The organism is Blautia sp. XA-2221 (genome assembly GCF_028767025.1).
Taxonomy (GTDB): domain Bacteria; phylum Bacillota; class Clostridia; order Lachnospirales; family Lachnospiraceae; genus Blautia_A.
The window spans coordinates 14,585-34,483 of record NZ_JAJQXX010000014.1; the positions used below are offsets into that span (position 1 = coordinate 14,585).

Annotated in this window: 16 protein-coding genes and 1 tRNA gene; 4 read left to right on the plus strand and 13 right to left on the minus strand. The window is 44.3% G+C overall.

Annotated features, from left to right (window positions below):
- The first annotated feature begins 138 nt into the window (after window positions 1-138).
- Together LU279_RS11280 and LU279_RS11285 are read left to right on the plus strand one after the other, a co-directional pair.
- On the plus strand, window positions 139-906 hold the full coding sequence (locus LU279_RS11280) for an ABC transporter ATP-binding protein (protein WP_274422601.1): 768 nt from the start codon (window positions 139-141) through the stop codon (window positions 904-906).
- Window positions 899-1,696 (plus strand): ABC transporter permease, encoded by a 798-nt coding sequence (locus tag LU279_RS11285; RefSeq protein WP_274422602.1) that lies wholly within the window; start codon window positions 899-901, stop codon window positions 1,694-1,696. The genes LU279_RS11280 and LU279_RS11285 overlap by 8 nt, the downstream gene beginning before the upstream one ends.
- A 177-nt stretch (window positions 1,697-1,873) precedes the next feature.
- On the opposite strand, the gene LU279_RS11290 is transcribed toward LU279_RS11285, so the two are convergent.
- From LU279_RS11290 to LU279_RS11305, 4 genes are all read right to left on the minus strand, one after another.
- A complete protein-coding gene (locus LU279_RS11290; protein ID WP_274422604.1) occupies window positions 1,874-3,751 on the minus strand; it encodes an extracellular solute-binding protein in 1,878 nt (625 codons plus the stop codon).
- Complete coding sequence (locus tag LU279_RS11295; RefSeq protein ID WP_274422605.1) at window positions 3,748-4,563, minus strand: ABC transporter permease; 816 nt, start codon at window positions 4,561-4,563, stop codon at window positions 3,748-3,750. The genes LU279_RS11290 and LU279_RS11295 overlap by 4 nt, the downstream gene beginning before the upstream one ends.
- Window positions 4,553-5,626 carry an ABC transporter ATP-binding protein gene (locus LU279_RS11300; RefSeq protein ID WP_274422606.1) on the minus strand — a complete coding sequence of 358 codons (1,074 nt, stop codon included), beginning with the start codon at window positions 5,624-5,626 and terminating at the stop codon, window positions 4,553-4,555. The genes LU279_RS11295 and LU279_RS11300 overlap by 11 nt, the downstream gene beginning before the upstream one ends.
- A 133-nt stretch (window positions 5,627-5,759) precedes the next feature.
- Window positions 5,760-6,500 (minus strand): DUF3825 domain-containing protein, encoded by a 741-nt coding sequence (locus LU279_RS11305; protein ID WP_274422608.1) that lies wholly within the window; start codon window positions 6,498-6,500, stop codon window positions 5,760-5,762.
- 237 nt (window positions 6,501-6,737) lie between these two features.
- On the opposite strand from LU279_RS11305, the gene LU279_RS11310 reads away from it, so the two are divergent.
- The gene (locus tag LU279_RS11310; protein ID WP_274422609.1) at window positions 6,738-7,607 is read left to right on the plus strand and encodes a homocysteine S-methyltransferase family protein; all 870 of its coding nucleotides are present in this window, start codon (window positions 6,738-6,740) and stop codon (window positions 7,605-7,607) included.
- Between the two features lie 54 nt (window positions 7,608-7,661).
- Here LU279_RS11310 and LU279_RS11315 read toward each other — a convergent pair whose 3' ends face one another.
- From LU279_RS11315 to glgB, 9 genes are all read right to left on the minus strand, one after another.
- Window positions 7,662-8,801, minus strand: a complete 1,140-nt coding sequence (locus LU279_RS11315; RefSeq protein WP_274422610.1) for a DUF362 domain-containing protein — start codon at window positions 8,799-8,801, stop codon at window positions 7,662-7,664.
- 16 nt (window positions 8,802-8,817) lie between these two features.
- Window positions 8,818-10,467, minus strand: a complete 1,650-nt coding sequence (gene ptsP / locus LU279_RS11320; RefSeq protein WP_274422611.1) for a phosphoenolpyruvate--protein phosphotransferase — start codon at window positions 10,465-10,467, stop codon at window positions 8,818-8,820.
- Between the two features lie 21 nt (window positions 10,468-10,488).
- Window positions 10,489-11,520, minus strand: a complete 1,032-nt coding sequence (locus LU279_RS11325; RefSeq protein WP_274422612.1) for a polyamine ABC transporter substrate-binding protein — start codon at window positions 11,518-11,520, stop codon at window positions 10,489-10,491.
- Between the two features lie 79 nt (window positions 11,521-11,599).
- Complete coding sequence (locus LU279_RS11330; RefSeq protein WP_274422613.1) at window positions 11,600-12,409, minus strand: ABC transporter permease; 810 nt, start codon at window positions 12,407-12,409, stop codon at window positions 11,600-11,602.
- Window positions 12,406-13,272: an ABC transporter permease gene (locus LU279_RS11335; protein WP_274422614.1), complete on the minus strand. Its 867-nt coding sequence runs from the start codon at window positions 13,270-13,272 to the stop codon at window positions 12,406-12,408. Before LU279_RS11335 ends, LU279_RS11330 begins: the two co-directional genes overlap by 4 nt.
- 2 nt (window positions 13,273-13,274) lie before the next feature.
- Window positions 13,275-14,366 (minus strand): ABC transporter ATP-binding protein, encoded by a 1,092-nt coding sequence (locus LU279_RS11340; protein WP_274422615.1) that lies wholly within the window; start codon window positions 14,364-14,366, stop codon window positions 13,275-13,277.
- A 127-nt stretch (window positions 14,367-14,493) separates the two neighbouring features.
- Window positions 14,494-15,849 (minus strand): amidohydrolase, encoded by a 1,356-nt coding sequence (locus LU279_RS11345; protein ID WP_274422616.1) that lies wholly within the window; start codon window positions 15,847-15,849, stop codon window positions 14,494-14,496.
- 298 nt (window positions 15,850-16,147) lie between these two features.
- Window positions 16,148-16,220: transfer RNA gene (locus LU279_RS11350), tRNA-Thr, on the minus strand.
- Window positions 16,221-16,280: 60 nt separating this feature from the next.
- Window positions 16,281-18,467, minus strand: coding sequence for a 1,4-alpha-glucan branching enzyme (gene glgB, locus LU279_RS11355; protein ID WP_274422617.1), 2,187 nt, complete (start codon window positions 18,465-18,467; stop codon window positions 16,281-16,283).
- 328 nt (window positions 18,468-18,795) lie between these two features.
- Between glgB and LU279_RS11360 the strand changes: the two genes are divergently transcribed.
- Window positions 18,796-19,767 carry a carbohydrate kinase family protein gene (locus LU279_RS11360; protein ID WP_274422618.1) on the plus strand — a complete coding sequence of 324 codons (972 nt, stop codon included), beginning with the start codon at window positions 18,796-18,798 and terminating at the stop codon, window positions 19,765-19,767.
- The last annotated feature ends 132 nt before the right edge of the window (window positions 19,768-19,899 follow it).

The following is a 19,899-nucleotide window of genomic DNA, read 5'->3' on the forward strand; positions in this document are numbered from 1 at the left end:
CTTTTTGCCGTCAGCGTCAACATAAAGAGCTACTTCCGGAATATCTCTGTACACAAGATTCCCGGCACGCATATCATAACATATAGCATTTTCAGATTTCATCTGAACTGCTGTATCTATAAATATGGAGGTATTTTCATGAAACCACTTCTGGAAGTAAGAGATATTTCTCTTTCCTACCATACGCCTTCCGGGGAAACTGCCGCCCTTTCTCATATATCCTTTGATCTGATGCCAGGAGAATTTCTCGCTGTTGTGGGGCCTTCCGGCTGCGGAAAATCCACACTGCTCAATATTATCTGCGGACTTCTGGAACCTGAGCAGGGCTCTGTTCTCATGAACGGCACATCTGTTTCCCGTGGTGACCCCCGGATGGGATACATGCTTCAGAAAGATCACCTTCTGGAATGGCGAACGATTTACAAAAATATACTTCTGGGACTGGAAGTACGCCGGGAACTTACCCCGGATAAGCTGTCCTGTATCGAAAAAATGCTCCGCACCTATGGTTTGGACAAATTCCGCTCCGCCCGTCCCTCTCAGTTATCCGGGGGAATGCGTCAGCGAGCGGCTCTGATCCGAACCCTCGCTCTGAAACCTGAGCTTCTCCTTCTTGACGAGCCGTTTTCTGCCCTGGATTACCAGACGCGGCTGAATGTCAGTGACGACATAGGGAAAATCCTGAAAAAAGAAAACAAGCCTGCCATACTGGTCACTCACGATATTTCAGAAGCGATCAGCATGGCAGACCGGGTGATCATACTGACAAAACGCCCTGCATCGGTAGCAAAAATTATTTCCATTGACCTTGATATTGAAAACCGCACGCCTCTTTCCTCGCGAAATGCACCGGATTTCAAATCTTATTTTAATCTGATCTGGAAGGAGCTGAATCAATATGCCTGACCTTTCCTCTGCCCAGACAAAATATCTGTCCCGACTGAAGCGGGAAAAGTATTTTGTTAATATTTCCAGACTGGCTCTTTTTGCAGGTTTTCTTGTTCTGTGGGAAATCTCTGCCCGTGTCGGGTGGATCGACTCTTTTATTTTCAGCAGTCCCTCTGCCATAGCATTAAATTTCCTGGATATGTGCAGAAGCCAGTCTCTTTTTACTCATATCGGGATCACTCTTACGGAAACTCTGGTAAGTTTCTTTTTTGTGGTGATCCTTGGAATTGGAATTGCCATCCTTCTATGGCTGTTTCCGAAACTTGCAAAAATTCTGGAACCCTACCTTGTGGTGCTGAACAGTCTGCCAAAGTCTGCCCTTGCGCCTCTTTTGATCGTATGGCTTGGCGCAAATGTCAGAACCATTATCGTGGCAGGTATGTCTGTGGCAATTTTTGGCTCCGTAATTAATCTCTATACAGGATTTCAGGACGTAGATCCGGATAAACGAAAGCTGATCGCCACCCTTGGAGGGACAAAAAAGGATGAACTGATAAAGATTGTCCTGCCCTCCTCCGTTCCTCTGATCCTGAGTGTTATGAAAGTCAACATCGGACTTTGTCTTGTAGGCGTCATCATCGGAGAATTTATCGGAGCCAGACAGGGACTTGGCTATCTGATCATTTATTCCAGCCAGACCTTTAAGCTGACTACGGTTCTGATGGCAATCCTTGTACTATGCATCATTGCAATGGGGCTTTACAGCATCCTGAATCTGATTGAAAAACGATATATGAAACAAAGATAGCAAGCTCCTATCCTGGTAACAAAAAAGGCTCCGCAAGGATGCAGCCAGATGCATTAGGAATATGACTGCCTGCAGCAGTCTGCCATCTGGCGCATAACGCGGAGCATGTCCCTCAGGGACTTAGTGATTTCAAAGCGAATAAGTCCGCTTTGCTCTGAGTGTACAGTTTTTCTTACATCAATGGGATTTTACCTGGTTCCACAGCTCGCCATAGGTCTGGTCTGCCTCAGTTCCAAGATACTGGAAAGTTTCCAGATTGTCATATTTTGAAAGGTTCGGGAACGCAATCTCACTGTTTCGGATTGCTTCATCCTCGATCATCTTCCTGGCTTCTGTATTCGGTGTGGAATATGTAATATACTCAAAATTCATCAGGGCAATCTCCGGTCTGCAAAGGAAATTAATGAATTTTTCTGCATTCTCCTTGTTTTCTGCATTTTTCGGAATCACCCAGGAATCGATCCAGATATTGCTTCCCTCTTCCGGAATCACATATTCCAGATCAGGATTTTCCTTTTGAGTGTAAATGGCCTCTCCGGAATAAATCACACCGATAGCAGCCTCATTTCCGATCATCTTATCGCGAACCTGGTCGATCACATAGGCCTGTACCAGAGGTTTCTGTTTGATCAGAAGATCTCTTGCCTCAGTCAGTTCATCAAGATCTGTGGAATTCAGAGAATACCCCAGATACTTCAAGGTCACCCCAAAAGCATCCCTTACAGAGTCCTGCATAAGGATATTATCTTTGTATTTTTCATCCCACAAAACAGACCAGCTTGTTATCGGTTCCTCTACCATAGTTTTGTTGTAAAGAATGCCTACGGTTCCCCAGCAGTATGGAACGGAATATTTATTTTCCGGATCAAACTGTCTGGACTGTTCCATATAATCTTTTCCAATATTTTTAATATTGGGAATGTTGTCAAAATTGATTTCCGCAAGGAGATCATTTTCTATCATCCTCTGGATCATGTAATCACTTGGACAGATCACATCATAGGCAATGGCACCGGAGCTGATCTTGGGATAAAGAATCTCGTTTGTTTCAAATTCCTCATACACAACATCAATTCCCGTTTCTTCCTCAAACATGGTAAGAACCTCTGGATCAAGGTATTCTCCCCAGTTGTAAACAACCACTTTTTCGGAATTCATCATATTGGTTTCCCGGGCATAATAAAAGCCTCCAAACACAAAAACTGCGCAGATCACTGCCGGGATCACACGGCGAAAAAGAACTTTCTTTACTTTTGACGGCTTTTTCACCCGTTTTTTTCTGCTCTCCTCTTTTTCTTCCGGAGAATAATTGATCAGAATCAGAAGCACAAGGACTGTCACAAACATAATGGTGGACAATGCATAAATTTCCGGTTTGATCCCCTTTCGCACTTCTGTGTAGATTTTTGTGGAAAGGGTATCTATTCCCGGTCCTTTTGTAAAGTGGGTGATTACAAAATCATCCAGAGACATGGTAAATGCCAGCATAAATCCGGACAGCACCCCAGGTATAATGTCCGGGAATACCACCTTAAAAAAAGCATTCAGAGGAGAGGCTCCCAGATCCAGAGCCGCCTCATATACATGACGATTTGTCTGCTTCAGCTTGGGCGCCACACTGAGTATCACATACGGAATATTAAAAGTAATATGAGCGATCAGGATCGTTCCAAATCCTAAAGTCATACGACAGGCGATAAAAAGCAGCATCAAAGACACGCCCATTACAATTTCCGCATTCATCATCGGAATATTTGTTACTCCCATATAAAGAGTACGCCATCTGTTTTTCATTCCCTGGATGGCAATGGCTGCGGCGGTTCCTATAACGGTTGCTACTGCCGCAGAAAGAAAGGCAATGACCAGTGTAGTGTAAAATGCACTCATGATCTGTTCATTCTGAAACAGCTCCTTATACCATTTCAGGGTGAATCCGCCCCATTTTGACCTTGTTTTTGACTGATTAAAAGACAAAACGATCAAGGTGACAATAGGAGCGTAAAGTATTATAAAAATCAGAGCCAGATACAGCTTCTGCAAAGATTTTTTTATCAAAATGCCGTACCTCCTTCTCCTTTGTCATATTTTGCAACAAGAGCCATGCTGGCAATAATAAATACCATCAGTACAAGAGAAAGTCCACTTCCCACATGCCAGTTGCTGTTCTGCTTAAAGGACTGCTCGATCACATTTCCGATGAGAAGAATCTTTCCGCCTCCCAGAAGGTCAGAAATCACAAAGGTTGTAAGCGCAGGCACAAACACCATGGTAATTCCGCTGATCACACCTGGAATACTTAAAGGAAACGTTACTTTTACAAAAGTCTGTACGGGATTTGCCCCCAGATCCCTTGCCGCATTCAGCACATTGGAATCAATTTTAATCAGCACATTGTAAATCGGCAGTACCATAAAAGGCAGGAAATTGTATACCATTCCAAGAACAATGGCATAAGGTGTATTGATAATCTCCAAAGCCGGCAGATGAAAAAAACTCAGGATACTGTTTATAACACCGTTCTTTTCCAGAAGCGTCTGCCATGCCATGGTTCTTAAAAGGAAATTCATCCACATGGGCAGAATAAAAATCAATACGATAAAACTTGTCTGACTGACCTGCTTCTGGCTTAATATCATTGCCAGAGGGTAAGCCAGCACCAGACAGATCAGAGTGCTTACCAGAGACAAAAGCACAGAAATCCCCAGTGCCTTCAGATTTTCCGGCGTGGTGATCTGCGCCAGATTGGCAAAGGTAAATCCACCCTTATCTGTGGTAAACGCATAATAGACAATCACCAGAAGGGGGATCACAACAAAGGACACGGACCAGAAAAGATATGGACCTGCCAGAAGACGCTTATTCTTCAATGTTTACCGCCTCCTCATCCTCAGATTCCGGTTTTTTCATTATCTGGATATCAAAAGGATCTACATGAATGCTGACCTCTGTTCCCACAGGAAACATATCTGTACTGTGGACCAGCCATTCATAATTATTTGCCATGACTTCCATCTCGTAATGAACACCCTTGAAGATCAGGTGCGTCACAACACCGTCCATACTTCCCTGCCCCGGCTTCAGCAGGTCAATATCCTCAGGACGTATCACAACATCAACCGGCTTGTTCTGTCCGAACCCCTCGTCCACACAGGCAAAATTTACACCCAGGATCTTAACCAGACGGTCTTCCACCATAGTAGCCGGAATAATATTGCTTTCCCCGATAAAGTCCGCAACAAACGCATTTTCCGGCTCATTATATATTTTTTCCGGCGTTCCGATCTGCTGAATATAACCCTGATTCATTACCACAATCGTGTCAGACATGGTAAGAGCCTCCTCCTGATCATGCGTTACATACAAAAAGGTAATACCCAGCTCATTTTTCAGACGGATCAGCTCATACTGCATATCCTGGCGCAGTTTTAGATCAAGGGCCCCCAGCGGCTCGTCCAGAAGAAGAACCTTTGGTTCATTTACAATGGCACGGGCAATGGCGATCCTCTGCTGCTGCCCACCGCTTAAAGAATCCGGCATACGGTTTTCAAATCCGTCCAGATTCACCAGCTTTAATGCATATTTTATTTTATCATGAATATACTGTTTGCTTTTATTTTTGATCTTCAGTCCAAAAGCAATGTTATCCGCAATAGTCATATGGGTAAAAAGCGCATATTTCTGGAATACTGTATTCAGCTGTCTCTTATTTGGCGGCAGATCCGTAATGTCCTTTCCGTCAAAGATCACACGTCCTGCATCGGGTGTTTCAAACCCTCCCAGAATACGGAGAGTGGTTGTTTTTCCACAGCCGCTGGGTCCCAGAAGTGTCAGGAATTCATTTTCTCTTATGTAAAGGTTAAAATCATCCAGAACGGTCTGCATCCCATACGTCTTTGAGATATTCATAAAATCAATCAATTTATTGCTCATGACCTTTCCTCCCTAAAAAATCCCCCTGTTTCCATAATACAGGGCAACTCTACCTGTATATCACAAAAACAGGGGGATTTCAATAGCTTTTACACGATTTTTAAAATTAGCAGAATTTCATTTCTTCCATATATCAGGGATGCAGCCAGCTGCTGTCAAGTCTGGCGAGAAGTCTTGCATTATGATAAGCCATCTTAATTGTCAGACACGTCCTGCCCAGATACTTTTTTCCATCTGATGTTTTTACACAGGCAAGAGCCAGATCCGCCTTTCCCGGATTCTGAAGGCAGACAGGAATCAAAAGCTGGATCCCGTGATCGTAATATTGGGGCACTGCTGTCCGGTAATCAGCCTCCAGCATATGCCGGGCCTGACGCAAAGCTCCGTCAAAAAGCTGTACTTTCATCCTGCTTGTCCTGACATTTTCCGGAAGTCTCTGAATATTTTCCTCATCTCCAAAAATATGCTCATACTGAGGGATGATCTCCAAACGTGAATCAAACACAAGATCCGCAGGATTTTTTACATATTCCGCCCTCTCCGGAAGACTGACGATTCCTGATTTTAATAAATAATATTCTGTGTAAAACCCTTCCAGAAACCACTTCTGACGGTCCGGAACCAGATTTTTCACAAAAAACGCATACACCGGCTGATAATAATAATTAAAAAGACCTGTGTTAAAAATCGCATAGCAGTCTTCTTCCAGTACCTTCCCCTCCTCATACACTCTTTGAAACGTATGCTCCAGATAACCTTTCAGGATCCCTCTGTCTTCATTCTCGCCAAAACTCCACTTTTCAGGAACCATTCTGGAAAGATTCTGAATATGCCTGTTATAATTCCCACAATAGGTAAAATCAAATAAATTCATAGCACTCTCCCACCCCCTGGTATTTTTCTGTGTAAAAAGGCTTTATTATATTGTATTTGGAATTTTTCCGGACAGAACATTTTTCTATATTTTTGTAGTCACAGACGCCGGAAAATGCTATAATGACACAGAAATACAATTACAGTTATGTCATTAAAACATAAGCACCTTTTCGCAGGATATGCGGAGCTTGCATACGGGCTGCTTATAATCAAAATCACAGAGGAGGCAGCTATTATGACAAAACAGGAATTTCAGAAATTAACAGAAAATATTCTTTTTCTTGACGGAGCCACCGGTTCCAATCTTATGGCTCAGGGAATGCCCCGAGGCATCTGCACAGAGCGTTGGGTAATCGAACACAAAGATGTGATACAGAATCTCCAGAAATCTTATATCGAAGCAGGAAGCCAGATTATTTACGCCCCCACTTTCGGAGGAAACCGGCTGAATCTGAAACAGCACGGACTGGAAAATAAAATTCAGGAGATCAACAGTACCCTGGTTGGTTACTCCAGAGAAATTGCCGGAAACAAAGCTCTTGTGGCAGGTGACATTACCACTTCCGGACAGTTTGTCACTGCTGACGGTGAATATACCTACGAAGATGCCTTTGAAATGTATAAAGAACAGATTACGATCCTGAAAAATGCAGGAGTGGATCTGATCGTAGCAGAAACCATGATTAGTATTGAAGAAACTCTGGCCGCAGTGGATGCCGCCAATTCTGTCTGCGATCTTCCTGTTATGTGTACCGTTACAGTAGAAGCTGACGGAAGTATCTTCAGCGGCGGAAATGCTATAGAAGCTGCTGTTGCCTTTGAGAGCGCAGGAGCCGCAGCTGTCGGAATCAACTGTTCTGTAGGACCGGATCAGCTTGTATCTATTGTCCGTAATATCCGTGAGTCAGTTTCTATCCCGGTCATTGCAAAGCCAAACGCCGGAATGCCTGTTATTGACGATCAGGGCAATGCCGTATACAGCATGAACCCCGTAGACTTCGCAAAGCATATGAAGATCCTTGTGGAAAACGGCGCAGGAATCATCGGAGGCTGCTGCGGAACCACCCCGAATTTTATACGGGAAATGAAAAAACTTCTGGGATAATTTTATTCCATATATGTATAAGGGGGCGGCCTGACGGCCGCCCCCTTATACATATCACTTTACTTTAATTGCCTTTTCCGGGCACATTTCCTGACAACAAAAACATCGGATGCATTTTTTGTAATCATAAACCGGAGGATAGTCTTTTCCGTTTTTAAAGTCCACTGCCTTTTCCGGCACTGGACAGCTTTTCACACAGATTCCGCAGCAGATACACCTGGATTCCTCAATGTACGGTTTTTTCTGGAAAAGATTCAACGCTTTTGCCATTTTTTCCCAGATCCCTGCTTTTATTACTCTTCTGTCTACGTTAAATTCCGGATTTCCATATTTTTTCACAGCCTCTGTTATGGAAATCTGACCTTCCGGTGTCAGAAGCTCTATTTCCTCTTCCTTCCAGGTTCCAAGTCCCATTTTTTCTCCATGATAGCAGGTCGGAACCATTTGTGGCTTCAGATGCACCAGACGGCAGAATACACTGTCCAGCGCTACCGGATCTGCGGACATCAGCATGACCTTCATATCAACAGGGTCTCCTGATCCCGGTCCGTTTCCCTCCATGGCTGTAATGCCGTCCATAATATAAAGTCTGGGGTTTACGCACTGATTCAGATCGATCAGCATTCTCGCAAAACTGTCCGCGCTTGGAAAAAGAGTATGTCCTTTTGCTTTGTGTAAACCATAAATAAATCCATAGCTGTTCTTCACTGCGCCTGTGATCCGCTCCAGCGCATGGGTTTTCATTTTGCACAGAGAGATTACACAGTCACTTTCCAGAAGTTCTTTTCCAAGAATAAATTCTTTTGCCTGAACACCTTGCTCATACGGAGTGCGAATACCCTCCGAAAAATCAACAGCCGGGATATCAAGCTTCTGAAGATATGTGTCCATTCCGGTTCCGGCAATGACTTTTGTGGTATTTCCATGTCCGCAGGAATCTGCCAGGATCACCTTTTCATAGCCTTCTTCCCTTAAAAGTTTCCCAAACATTCCCACCACTGCCGGGTGAGTGATCACTGCCTTTTCTACCTCTGCCCTCTTCAGAAGATTTGGCTTTAAAAGGATTTTCTCATTTTTTCTCACAAGAGACTCCAGCCCGCCAAGAAGCCTTAATCCCTTTTTTAAATTGTCATAAACAAGTTCTTCCCTGTAGGAGTTACAGGGAAGAAGAATTACTTTACTTTTATTTTTCATGATCTGCCTTTCTTACTTAAATACCGGGTTCAGCCTCCGACCTTTCACCGACGCTCAGATCCGTGTCTCTCAGAGCCTTTCTTACCGGAAGGATACAGGCCGGAACAACAGACAGAAAATCCACTCCCATTCGGAGAAAAGTTTCTGTCAGCTCTGTATCCGCTGCAATCTCACCGCAGATCCCTGCTTTTTTCCCTTCCGCATGAGCAGCGTCCACCACCATACGTATCATGCGCAGAATGGCAGGATGATGATCGTCATATTTATTTTTCAAAAGAGGATTCTGTCTGTCCATAGCCAGAGTGTACTGGGTCAGATCATTTGTGCCAATACTTAAAAAATCCACTCTTTTTGCAAGCTCACGGCTGATCATCACCGCAGCCGGGGTTTCGATCATAATACTTGTCTGTATGTCACTGAAAGGGATTTCTTTTTCTTTCAGCCCGTTCTTTACTTCACCGATGATTTTTTCAATTTCATCCATTTCAGCTTCTGAAGAAACCATAGGGTACATGATAGCAAGGTTTCCATAGGCGCTGGCCCGGTAAATGGCACGAAGCTGCGCCTTAAACATACGTCTGCGATCCAGACAAAGCCGAATTCCCCGATTTCCCATAATGGGATTTGTTTCTTCCGGAATATCCAGATAGGAAGCCTGTTTATCTGCGCCCAGATCCGAGGTACGTATTACGGTGAGCCGATCTCCCATAGTTTCTGCAAGCTGTTTATATGCACGGAAAAGTTCATTTTCTCTGGGATAATTTTCTCTTCCCAGATACTGAAACTCACTGCGCAGAAGACCGATCCCCGCTGCTCCGTAAAAAAGAACATTGTTCAGATCGCTCATGTTCCCAATGTTTGCATAAAGTCCGATCTTTTTTCCGTCTGCTGTTTCATCTGTCTGGTTCTTCAGCTTCAGAAGTTCTTCTTTTTCTTTTTTATCCGCTTCCAGACGGATCCTGTACTCTCTCTTGATCTCTGCATCCGGATTCAGATACAGGGTTCCTGTATAACCGTCCACAATGGCTGTCTGACCGTCCCACTCAGCATCTGCTTCTATGTCCACAAGGGTAGGGATCTCCATCGTCTTTGTCATAATAGAAGTATGAGAAACCGCGGAACCATGGTGCATGACAACCGCCAGAAGCTTTTCCTTATCCATCTCCATGATTTCTGTAGGTGCCAGGGATTCTGCCACAATGATCACCGGTTCGTCTCCCAGACTGATCCGGGTACAGGAGCCTCCGAGAAGCCGGATCAGCCGTGCGGAAATTTCCTGGATATCCTGGATGCGCCGGCGCACCACAGGTTCCTCCAGATTCCGGAAAGTTTCTGTAAGCTCATCCCTGTTTGTCATGATCGCGTATGCCGCATTTACCTTCTCCAGAGAAATACAGCTTTCAATGGCCTTCTGATAACTTTCTGATTCCAGAAGCCTGATCTGTCCCAGAAGAACCTTTGCCTCCTGTTCATTCACACTTCTGTTTTTTTCATAAAGTTCTTCCAGCTCTTTCACTGCCTGCGCCCTGGCTGCATAAAATTCCTGCAGTTCTTTTTTTATGTTGCTTACCAGGCACTGCCGTATCTGGTATTCGCCTCTGTTGTAATACAGTATTTTACCGATGGCAATTCCGGAAAAAGTTGCTGTTCCTTTATAAATTTCCATCCTGTAACCCCCTTATTTCCGTCAGTCGCAGGCTGCCTTAAATTCTGTCCAGTTTTTGCTGTACTGCTCTTCTGCTTCTGCGCTTACGTTTTGTACGATATCACCTTTTTTTACAGAATCCGGCACTACCAGATCCGGATTTACCAGCTCATCCGCCGCTTTATTTGTGCTGTAGTATCCAATAAAATCTGTACACTGCGCAGCGATCTCCGGCTGAAGGATGTAATCCATAAACTGGTATGCAGCCTCTTTGTCAGGGGCCTGACTTGGAATGAACATTCCCATTATCCCAAATCCCAGACCTTCTTCCGGATAAACCACTTTAAGCTCCGGATATTCTGCAAGAGCAGCTGTTACCTGTGAGGTATAAAGGAAGCCAACGCTTGCCTCTCCGTTCAGAAGCGCATTCTGTGTGTTGTCGTCCTGGATCAGACGCACATTGGGAGCAAGCTCCAGAAGCTTTTCGCCTGTTTCCTTTATGGAATCTACATCCTCTTCATTCATGCTCTTTCCAAGCATCAGATTGGTGATTCCATTGATCACACGGTAGTTGGCAACCAGAGCAATGCTGTCTTCCAGAGAAGGATCCCAGAGATCTGCATATCCCTTAATATCAATATCAACCATTTCCGGGTCATAAACGATCAGGGGGATTCCTGCCCCGTAGGGAACTGTATATTCATTCTCCGGATCATAGAACTGTCCCTGATAAAGAGGATTGATATTTTCAAAACCAGACAGTTTTGATTTATCCAGCTTTTCTGCCAGTCCTTCCTGAATCACATTTTCCAGAATGTAATCGTCTGCAATTACAATATCGTAATCTCCGCCCTTTGCCATGGAAAGCTTTTCCAGCATGGTTTCATCTGTGTCAAAATTGGAATAGATGACCTTTATGCCTGTTTCTTTTTCAAATCCGTCCAATACCTCCTGAGGGAACATATTTTCCCAGGTAAACAGTACTAATTCCTTATCAGAATCTGCACTGACCGGAACCGCTGCTGAAGTTACTGTCAAAGCTGAACATAATGCCATTACAAGTAATTTTTTCATGTTTTCCTCCTATATATAGCTTTAATCTGTACTGTTTTAGTATAATCTATTTTTATGTGGTTGAAAAGAGCCTGTTTTGTTATTGCTCATTCCGTTTACAGGCAGTTCTGTTTTTTCCTTTTATCAATCTGGCAACCAATGTATAAATAAGCAGAACTCCCAGAGTAGCAGCAAGCATCAGAGTACAAAGTGCATTGATCTCCGGTGTCACTCCTGTTTTCAGCTGCGTATAAACCTTTACCGGAAGAGTTGAGATACGAGGACCGTTTACAAAAATACTGATTACCACATCATCCATGGACATGGCAAATGCCAGAAGCGATCCCGACATAACTGCCGGCATAATAAGAGGCAGCGTAATGTCCCAGAAAGCCCGGAAGCTTCCTGCACCAAGATCACGGGCCGCTTCCTCCAGAGAAGGATCCATTCCTGCCAGTCTTGCTTTTACCTGCATTAAAATATAAGGTACACAAAAAACCGTGTGTCCCAGAAGAAGGGTCAGCATTCCAAACGGCATATCCAGAAGATAAAAAAATGCCATGAGCACCATTCCAAGAATAATCTCCGGGATCATCAGAGGCAGAATGGAAATATACTCCAGCGCTCCCTTTGTTTTCCAGTGTATCCTGGAAAGCCCCACTGCTCCCAGCGTTCCGATCACTGCGGAAACAAGACAGCTTGATACGCCCAGTATCAGACTGTTCCCCAGCGCTTCGATCATGGCTCTGTCATTTAAAAGCTCCTGGTACCACTTCAGGGAAAATCCGGTAAACCGCACAGGAAGCCTGGACTCATTAAAAGAAAAAATGATCACCACCGCTACCGGCAGATACATCAGAAAAAACACAATCCCAAGATACAGTCCGGAGAGCTTCGTATTTTTTTTCATCCGATTCCCTCCAATTCTTTTACATTTGTTATTTTACGGTAAAGACCGATCATCAGTGAGGTGAGGATCATAAGCACCACTGCAAGAGCTGCTGCAAAGGGCCAGTTGTTTCCTCTTGTCATCTGCTCCTGGATCAGACTTCCTACCAGAACGATCTTATTTCCTCCCAGAATATCCGCAATAAAGAATAGTCCCATAGACGGAATAAAAGTAAGGATCACTCCTGACAGAAGTCCCGGAAGAGTCAGCTTAAAAGAAACGGTCCAGAATGCTTTGATTTTTCCCGCTCCAAGATCACGGGCTGCCTCCACAAGAGACCAGTCCAGCTTTTCCGCACTGGAATATACGGAAAGGATCATAAACGGAAGAAGTACATAGACCATACCCACTACAATAGCCGGATAACTGTACAGAATCTTTAAAGGCCTGTCGATAATGCCCAGTCCCTTTAATATGTAATTCAGTACACCCTTATTCTGAAGGATAATGATCCATCCGTAAAGGCGGATCAGAGAATTGATCCAGAACGGCAGCATCAGAAGAAGCATGGCTCTTTTTTTCCAGGTTTCAGACATTTTTGCCATAAAATACCCGAAAGGATATCCCACCAGACATATGATCACCGTACTGGTCAGAGCAAGCTGAAAAGATTCCCGGAAAGTCTGAAGATAAACCGGATCCAGAATCTTTCTGTAATTTTCAAAAGTCAGGTTCCACTCCACAGAGGTTCCGCTTCCCGGCTGAGCAAAGCTCAGAGCAACCATATAGATAAGAGGGCCTGCCACAAACACCAGAGTAAAAAAATACAGAGGCAGGATCATCCATACAGAGGTGGTTTTCTTTTTTTGTTTTGTCCCTTTCATCCTCAGGCCTCCCCGCCTTCCCGGAAAGTATCACGGTCCACAAAAACCGCATCCTCCGGCGCAAAGCACACACTGACGGTTTGTCCCTGCTGCACTCTGGCATCAATTCCATAACGGCTTGCCACAAGCTCTGTGCCGTCTGTAAGCTCCAGAACCACTCGAAGAAGTCCGCCTGCAAAATTTTTTTCCGTTACCACCGCCGAAAGACCGCAGGAACATTCCTCATCAATTCTTATGTTTTCGCTCCGAACTGCCACAGTTACTTTTTCTCCCGGATGGATTTCTTCCGCAGAAGCAACCTGAATACAGCCTCCTGATATGCCGACTTTCACATTTCCGTTTTCCATACCCTTTGCTTCCCCTTTCAGGATATTGGCATTTCCCACAAAGGTTGCCACATAGCTTGTACGGGGGTGATTGTAGATTTCATCCGGAGTTCCGATCTGCTCAAAAGTCCCGTGATTCATCACTGCGATCCGATCAGACATATTAATGGCCTCTTCCTGATCATGAGTAATATAAATAAACGTAATCCCAAGCTTTTTCTGAAGCCTTTTCAGTTCAGCCTGCATGGCCCGTCTCAGCTGAAGGTCAAGGGCGCCCAAGGGTTCATCCAGAAGAAGCACACTGGGATTATTAATCAGCGCTCTGGCAATGGCAACTCTCTGTTTCTGACCTCCGGAAAGCTCAGAAGGCTTTCTTTTTTCATAGCCCGGAAGCTGCACCAGCTCCAGCATTTCCTTTACCCTTCTGCGGATTTCAGTCCTGGGAACTTTTTTCAGTTTCAGCCCGTAACCGATGTTATCTGCGACGTTCATATGAGGAAAAAGCGCATAATTCTGAAATACCGTATTTACATCACGATCCTCCGGATTAAGGGCTGTCACATCCTTTCCATCCAGAAACACCTGTCCGGCATCCGGCATTTCAAGCCCTGCAATAATACGGAGTGTTGTTGTTTTTCCGCATCCGGAAGAGCCCAGAAGAGTAATAAACTCGCCTTTTCCAATCGCAAGGCTGATACCCTTTAAAACTTCCTCCTCATCTGAAAATCCTTTTCTGATATTTTTTAATTCCAAACAATTTTCTGTCATCTCTGTTTTTTATACTGCCTCCTTACGGTTTCTGTCCCACACATTTTCTATACGGGGTACTTTTATGTATATTGTTACTGTTTGCATATCACTGTACCCCATAATATTCTGTCATATCTCTGTATCATTACATTTGCTTTTCAATATACTCTATATATTGTTTTTTGTCAAAAACCGGAGTAAAATCATCCGCAATCTTTTTTGCCTCCCGGGCATCATTTCTCAAAAGCCGGTAAATGGTAAGCGCCATAAGCTTTGTCGGAAGGATATACGCCTTATCTTCGTCTGTAATCCGGAAATCCTCTCCGTGAAGACGCCCCTCAAAGCCCCGGAACGTAAAGTTCACTACCGGAAACAGCTGGGTAAGATCTCCCATGTCCGTACATGCATTGTTAAAATCTCCCGACTTCACAGTCCGAAACGAAACACCCAGCTCCTCTGCTGCCTGAATCAGCGCCGGATCTGCCGCCCTCTGGCGGACAGGCATATACCCGGGAATCCTTTCCCTTTCAATTTTTCCGCCAAAAGCATAGGCGGCTCCATCATAAGCCCGGTCGATCATTTCCTGTACTTCCTGAATCCGTTCCAGAGAAGAAGCTCTGATCTTCGTTTCCACAACCGCCTCATCGGGTACACTGTTTACCACATCTCCGGCTTTCCTGATCACATTGTGAAGCCGCACATGATCCTCCTCCCGGAAAGTTTCCCGCATCAGACCCATCATCTGAATGGCGCTTGAAGTAATGCTCAAAGCATTGACTCCGTTCCAGGGATCAATGGCTGCATGAGCTGCTTTTCCCCGGACAGTCACTCTCTCTGCTGTAAAACCGTTACAGGCCGGATTTCCCAGATAAAAATCCTCCTCAACCGGAACCATATGCACATGAGTGGTCATTACAAGATCCGTGTTGTCAAATTCCCCCATCCGGATCATTTCGCTTTTTCCGGAACCAAAACGGATCCCCTGTTTTCGAAGGACTGTCCTTTTATCTGCATCAATATATTCCTCTGCCGGCACAGCAAAAAAAGTCAGAGAACCTGTAAGCTGTTTCCGAATCTCAGCATCTGCAAAAACCATTGCCGCTCCGGCCATAACAGCCATCTGCGCGTGGTGGCCACAGGCATGGGCCGTTCCGTTTTTTGTATCTGCCTTTGGGTGAAGCCTGCATCCAATGGCATCCATCTCTCCGATCACTGAAATATTCGGGTACTTTCCTGTACCTTTTCCCGCAGCGTTTTCTCCTGTTCCACACATCCGATCAGAAGCGCACTCTTCACTGCTCCAGTCTCCCCGAACTCCGGTCAGAGCAATTTCCTCCCGGACATCATATCCATATTTTTTCAGAAGTTCAGCTGTTTTTTTCGCTGTGCGGACTTCCTGAAACCCAGGTTCCGGATGTGCTTCGATATCCCGGGCAAAATCCAGGATTTCCTGTCTGTGCTCTTCTATAAGATCAATGATCCTCTGTTCTGTTTCATCCATAATAGTTCTCCTCGTATAATAAATGTATAGTCGGTAAAAATAGTAAATTTGCGCTTTCTATAGATTTACAGATGATCTGAGATACCTTACTGATATTTAATCATACCATAATCTCTGCCTATTGCAAGTGGCAGCAAAACCAAAATCCATCCGCAAAAGCGGAATATTTCCGTTTTCCTGAACAACACTTCTGCCCCGGACGCTTCCTTTTAAAAATAAAAAACTGTTCTCTCATATTCTGAAAGAACAGTTTTTTATTTAAATAATATGTATCTCTTACTGATATCTGTATAATAAAAGCTGGAAATGAGACTCGAACTCACGACCCCTTCATTACGAGTGAAGTGCTCTACCGACTGAGCTATTCCAGCCTGTGCATGACACACATGATATTATACTAGATTTTCAGAAAAAAGCAAGAACTTTTTCTTTTAGGCTGCCGGCTTTTTTGAGGATTTCTTTTCTGTTGTTCCTGTTGATCTTTTGCGGGATGCAGGCTTTTTCAGAGGTTTCTTTTCCGCTTTTTCTGTGAGAGTACAGGATAATACAACGGCTCCAAACGCTGGAATCCGGAGCTTCAGAGAATTTTCTCTCTCATCGCATTCTTCCGGCCTGCTGGATTTTGCTCTTGGATTTCCTATTCCCTGACCTCCGTACTCTTTACGGTCGCTGTTAAAGATTTCTTTGTATTTTCCCTTAAAGGGAACTCCGATCTGGTAGTTTTCATAAGGCACTGCCGCAAAGTTCACAACTGCCAGAAGGGTTTCCTGAGGATTTTCTGTTTTACGCATGAAGGCCAGTACATTTTCTTCATATTTCATCAGCTGGATCCACTCAAAGCCTTCATATTCATGATCCTTCTGCCACAGTGCAGGATGAGAACAGTACAGTTCATTCAGATCATGGAAAAAAGCTTCCATTTCCCGGGAAAGTTCTTTGCCCGGAGAAGTCATCTTAATTCCCGGATGAAGCATCTGATAGGTGTAGGCAGCCCTTATCTGGGCAAGCTTCTGACTCTCGTTGCCCGGTAGCTTTTCCATAAATCCACTGATCTCTCCAACATCTCTTGTTCCCAGTGTCAGTACATAATGTTCACAGTAGGCATAAAGCATGGACAAAGTAAGCTGATCATGGTCATACTGGCGCTGAGCAGGATCAAGTTCCAGATAATGGATAAAATCACTGGTCCAGTTATTATTCCATTTATAGTCAAAGCCAATATGATCATTTTCTACATGATCTGTAAGCTCCGGCCAGAGCCCATCCTCCTGTGCGATCATCAACACACCCGGATGCTTTTTCTTCATTATGGAATTCAGATGCTTCAGAAACTCCACTGCCGCCAGATTCTCATTGGTTCCATAAAGATTTGGCTTCCAGTTTTCTCCCTCTCTTCCATAATCCAGATAGAGCATAGAATCTACATCATCCACACGGAAGCCGTCCACATGATATACCTCTGTCCAGTAAAAAGCATTGGCGATCAGGAAGTCTTTCACCATTGGGCTCTCATAATTATAAAGAAGTGTGTCCCACATAGGGTGAACTGCCATTGCAGGGTCCTGCACTTCATAAAGAGGCGTTCCGTCAAAGCATTCCAGTCCCTCTCCGTGGCGTGGAAAATGAGCCGGAGTCCAGTCCAGTATCACACCGATATTTTCTCTGTGAAGCTCATTGACCAGACGGGCAAAGTCCTCCGGCATTCCATGTCTCCGGTCAGGGGCATAGTAAGAAAATGTGGAATAAGGTCCTGTCTCCTCATCCAGATATCCCATAACCGGATGAAGTTCCACATGGGTATATCCCAGTTTTTTTACATAAGAAACAAGTTCCCGGCTGTCATTCCAAAGGGCAAGATCTGTCTCATAAACAGATATCGGCTGATTTCTGTCCGCATATTTTTTTCGTTCCGCCATCCAGAAATCATCTGTCCAGGTAATGCCTCCGCCTGCTTCTGCCACTATGGATGCTGTGGCAGGAAAAATCTCTGTGCAGGCTCCATAAGGATCTGCCTTCAGAATTGTCTGCCCGCCTCTGATTTTAATCTCATATTTATAAAGATCTCCTTTTTTTACTCCGGGAACAAAAAGTTCAAAAATACCTGACATTGGCCGTCTGTGCATCAGATGCCCTCTGCCGTCCCAGCCGTTAAAATCTCCCACAACGCTTACACTTACTGCATTTGGAGCCCAAACGGCAAAGCCGGTTCCCTCGGTTCCGTCTATGTTCATCACATGGGCGCCCAGTTTTTTATAGGCGTGATAATAAACGCCTGCACAAAAAGCCCGTTCCTCTTCTTCTGTCAGCTGTCCTGCAAAGGCATAAGGATCTGCAAACTCCTTTGTCTCTCCGTTTTTTGTTACCCGATACAAATATGAGGGAATCTTTCTGCCCGGGATCAGTACTGCAAAATATCCTGCCTCATCTTCCCTTTCCATAGGGTATACTTTTTTCTCTGTCACTGCCTCCGCCTTTTCCGCATCCGGAAAAAATCCCTGAAGCAGCACTCCGTCCGGAGTAAGTCTTGGCGCCATAATATCTTTTGGGGATACTTCCTCTCCATATATGATTGCTTCAATTCCAGGCCAGTCCATATAATCATACGCTTTTCCATTCATTTTCTCCAACCTCCTGACCGATTCCTGTGCCAAAAAGGATATCCGTTATCTAAAACAATCAGATTTCCCACTGCAAAAGAATCTGTAATATGATTATTTTACCATTTTTACTGCAAAAAATAAAGATTCAGCAGAATTTTGTTTGACAAAATTGCTCCTCTACGCTAAATTGATAATAACAAAAAAAATGAAATTTTCCTGTCTGTTTTTTTAAGATACGGAGATTGTATTTCTCACAGAATATTCAGGCGACTTAGAAAGCCAGTCTAAAAAGGAATACGTGAGAAAAAGCAGATTGACAAGAAAAAATTAATATGGGAGGTTTATTATGGAAACCAGAAAATACGATGTAACTGCACTTGGCGAACTGCTGATTGATTTTACCGAAAACGGTGACAGCGCTCAGGGAAATCCTCTGATGGAAGCAAATCCGGGCGGCGCTCCCTGCAATGTGCTTGCCATGCTTCAGAAGCTTGGCAAAAAAACAGCCTTTATCGGCAAAGTAGGAAGTGATATGTTCGGAAACCAGTTAAAAAAGGCTGTAGAAGAAGTAGGAATCGATACCCGTAACCTGATTCTGGACAAAAAGCACCATACTACCCTTGCTTTTGTCCACACCTATCCTGACGGAGACCGCGATTTTTCTTTTTACCGTGATCCCGGAGCAGATATGATGCTCACAAAAGACGAGGTTCAGAAAGAACTGATTGAAGATTCCCGCATTTTCCATTTCGGTACCCTTTCTTCCACTCACGAAGGCGTCAGAGAAGCAACCCGTCATGCCATCCAGCTGGCAAAAGAGGCTGGCTGTATTATTACTTTTGACCCGAATCTCCGCCCTCCTCTGTGGAATTCTCTTGAAAATGCCCGAAGAGAGATTGAATATGGAATGGGAAAATGCGATGTACTGAAAATTTCTGACAATGAAGTCGAATTTCTTTTCGGAACCACTGATTACGACAAGGGAGCTGCCCTGATCCGAGAAAAATACAATATTCCTCTTGTACTGATCACCATGGGAAAAGATGGAAGCCGCGCTTATTATAAGAATCTCAAAGTAGAAGTTGCTCCTTTCCTTCAGGAAAATACCATTGAAACTACTGGAGCCGGAGACACGTTCTGTGCAAGCGCTCTCAACTATGTTCTGGATCATGGTCTGGAAGATCTTACTGCTGAAAACTTAAAAGAACTTCTGACCTTTGCCAACGCAGCAGCTTCTCTTATTACCACCAGAAAAGGCGCGCTTCGGGTTATGCCATCCAAAGAAGAAGTTCTGGAATTTATTGCTTCCAGACAGTAATGTTTCTTTTTTCTGTTCAGGCTATAGAGAGAGAACCGGCTTTGCCGTTTTGGTTCCAAATAAAGAAGGCACTCACTCCAAAGTGAATGCCTCAGAAAAAATATATATTTGCCCTTACGGATACAGCCTCTC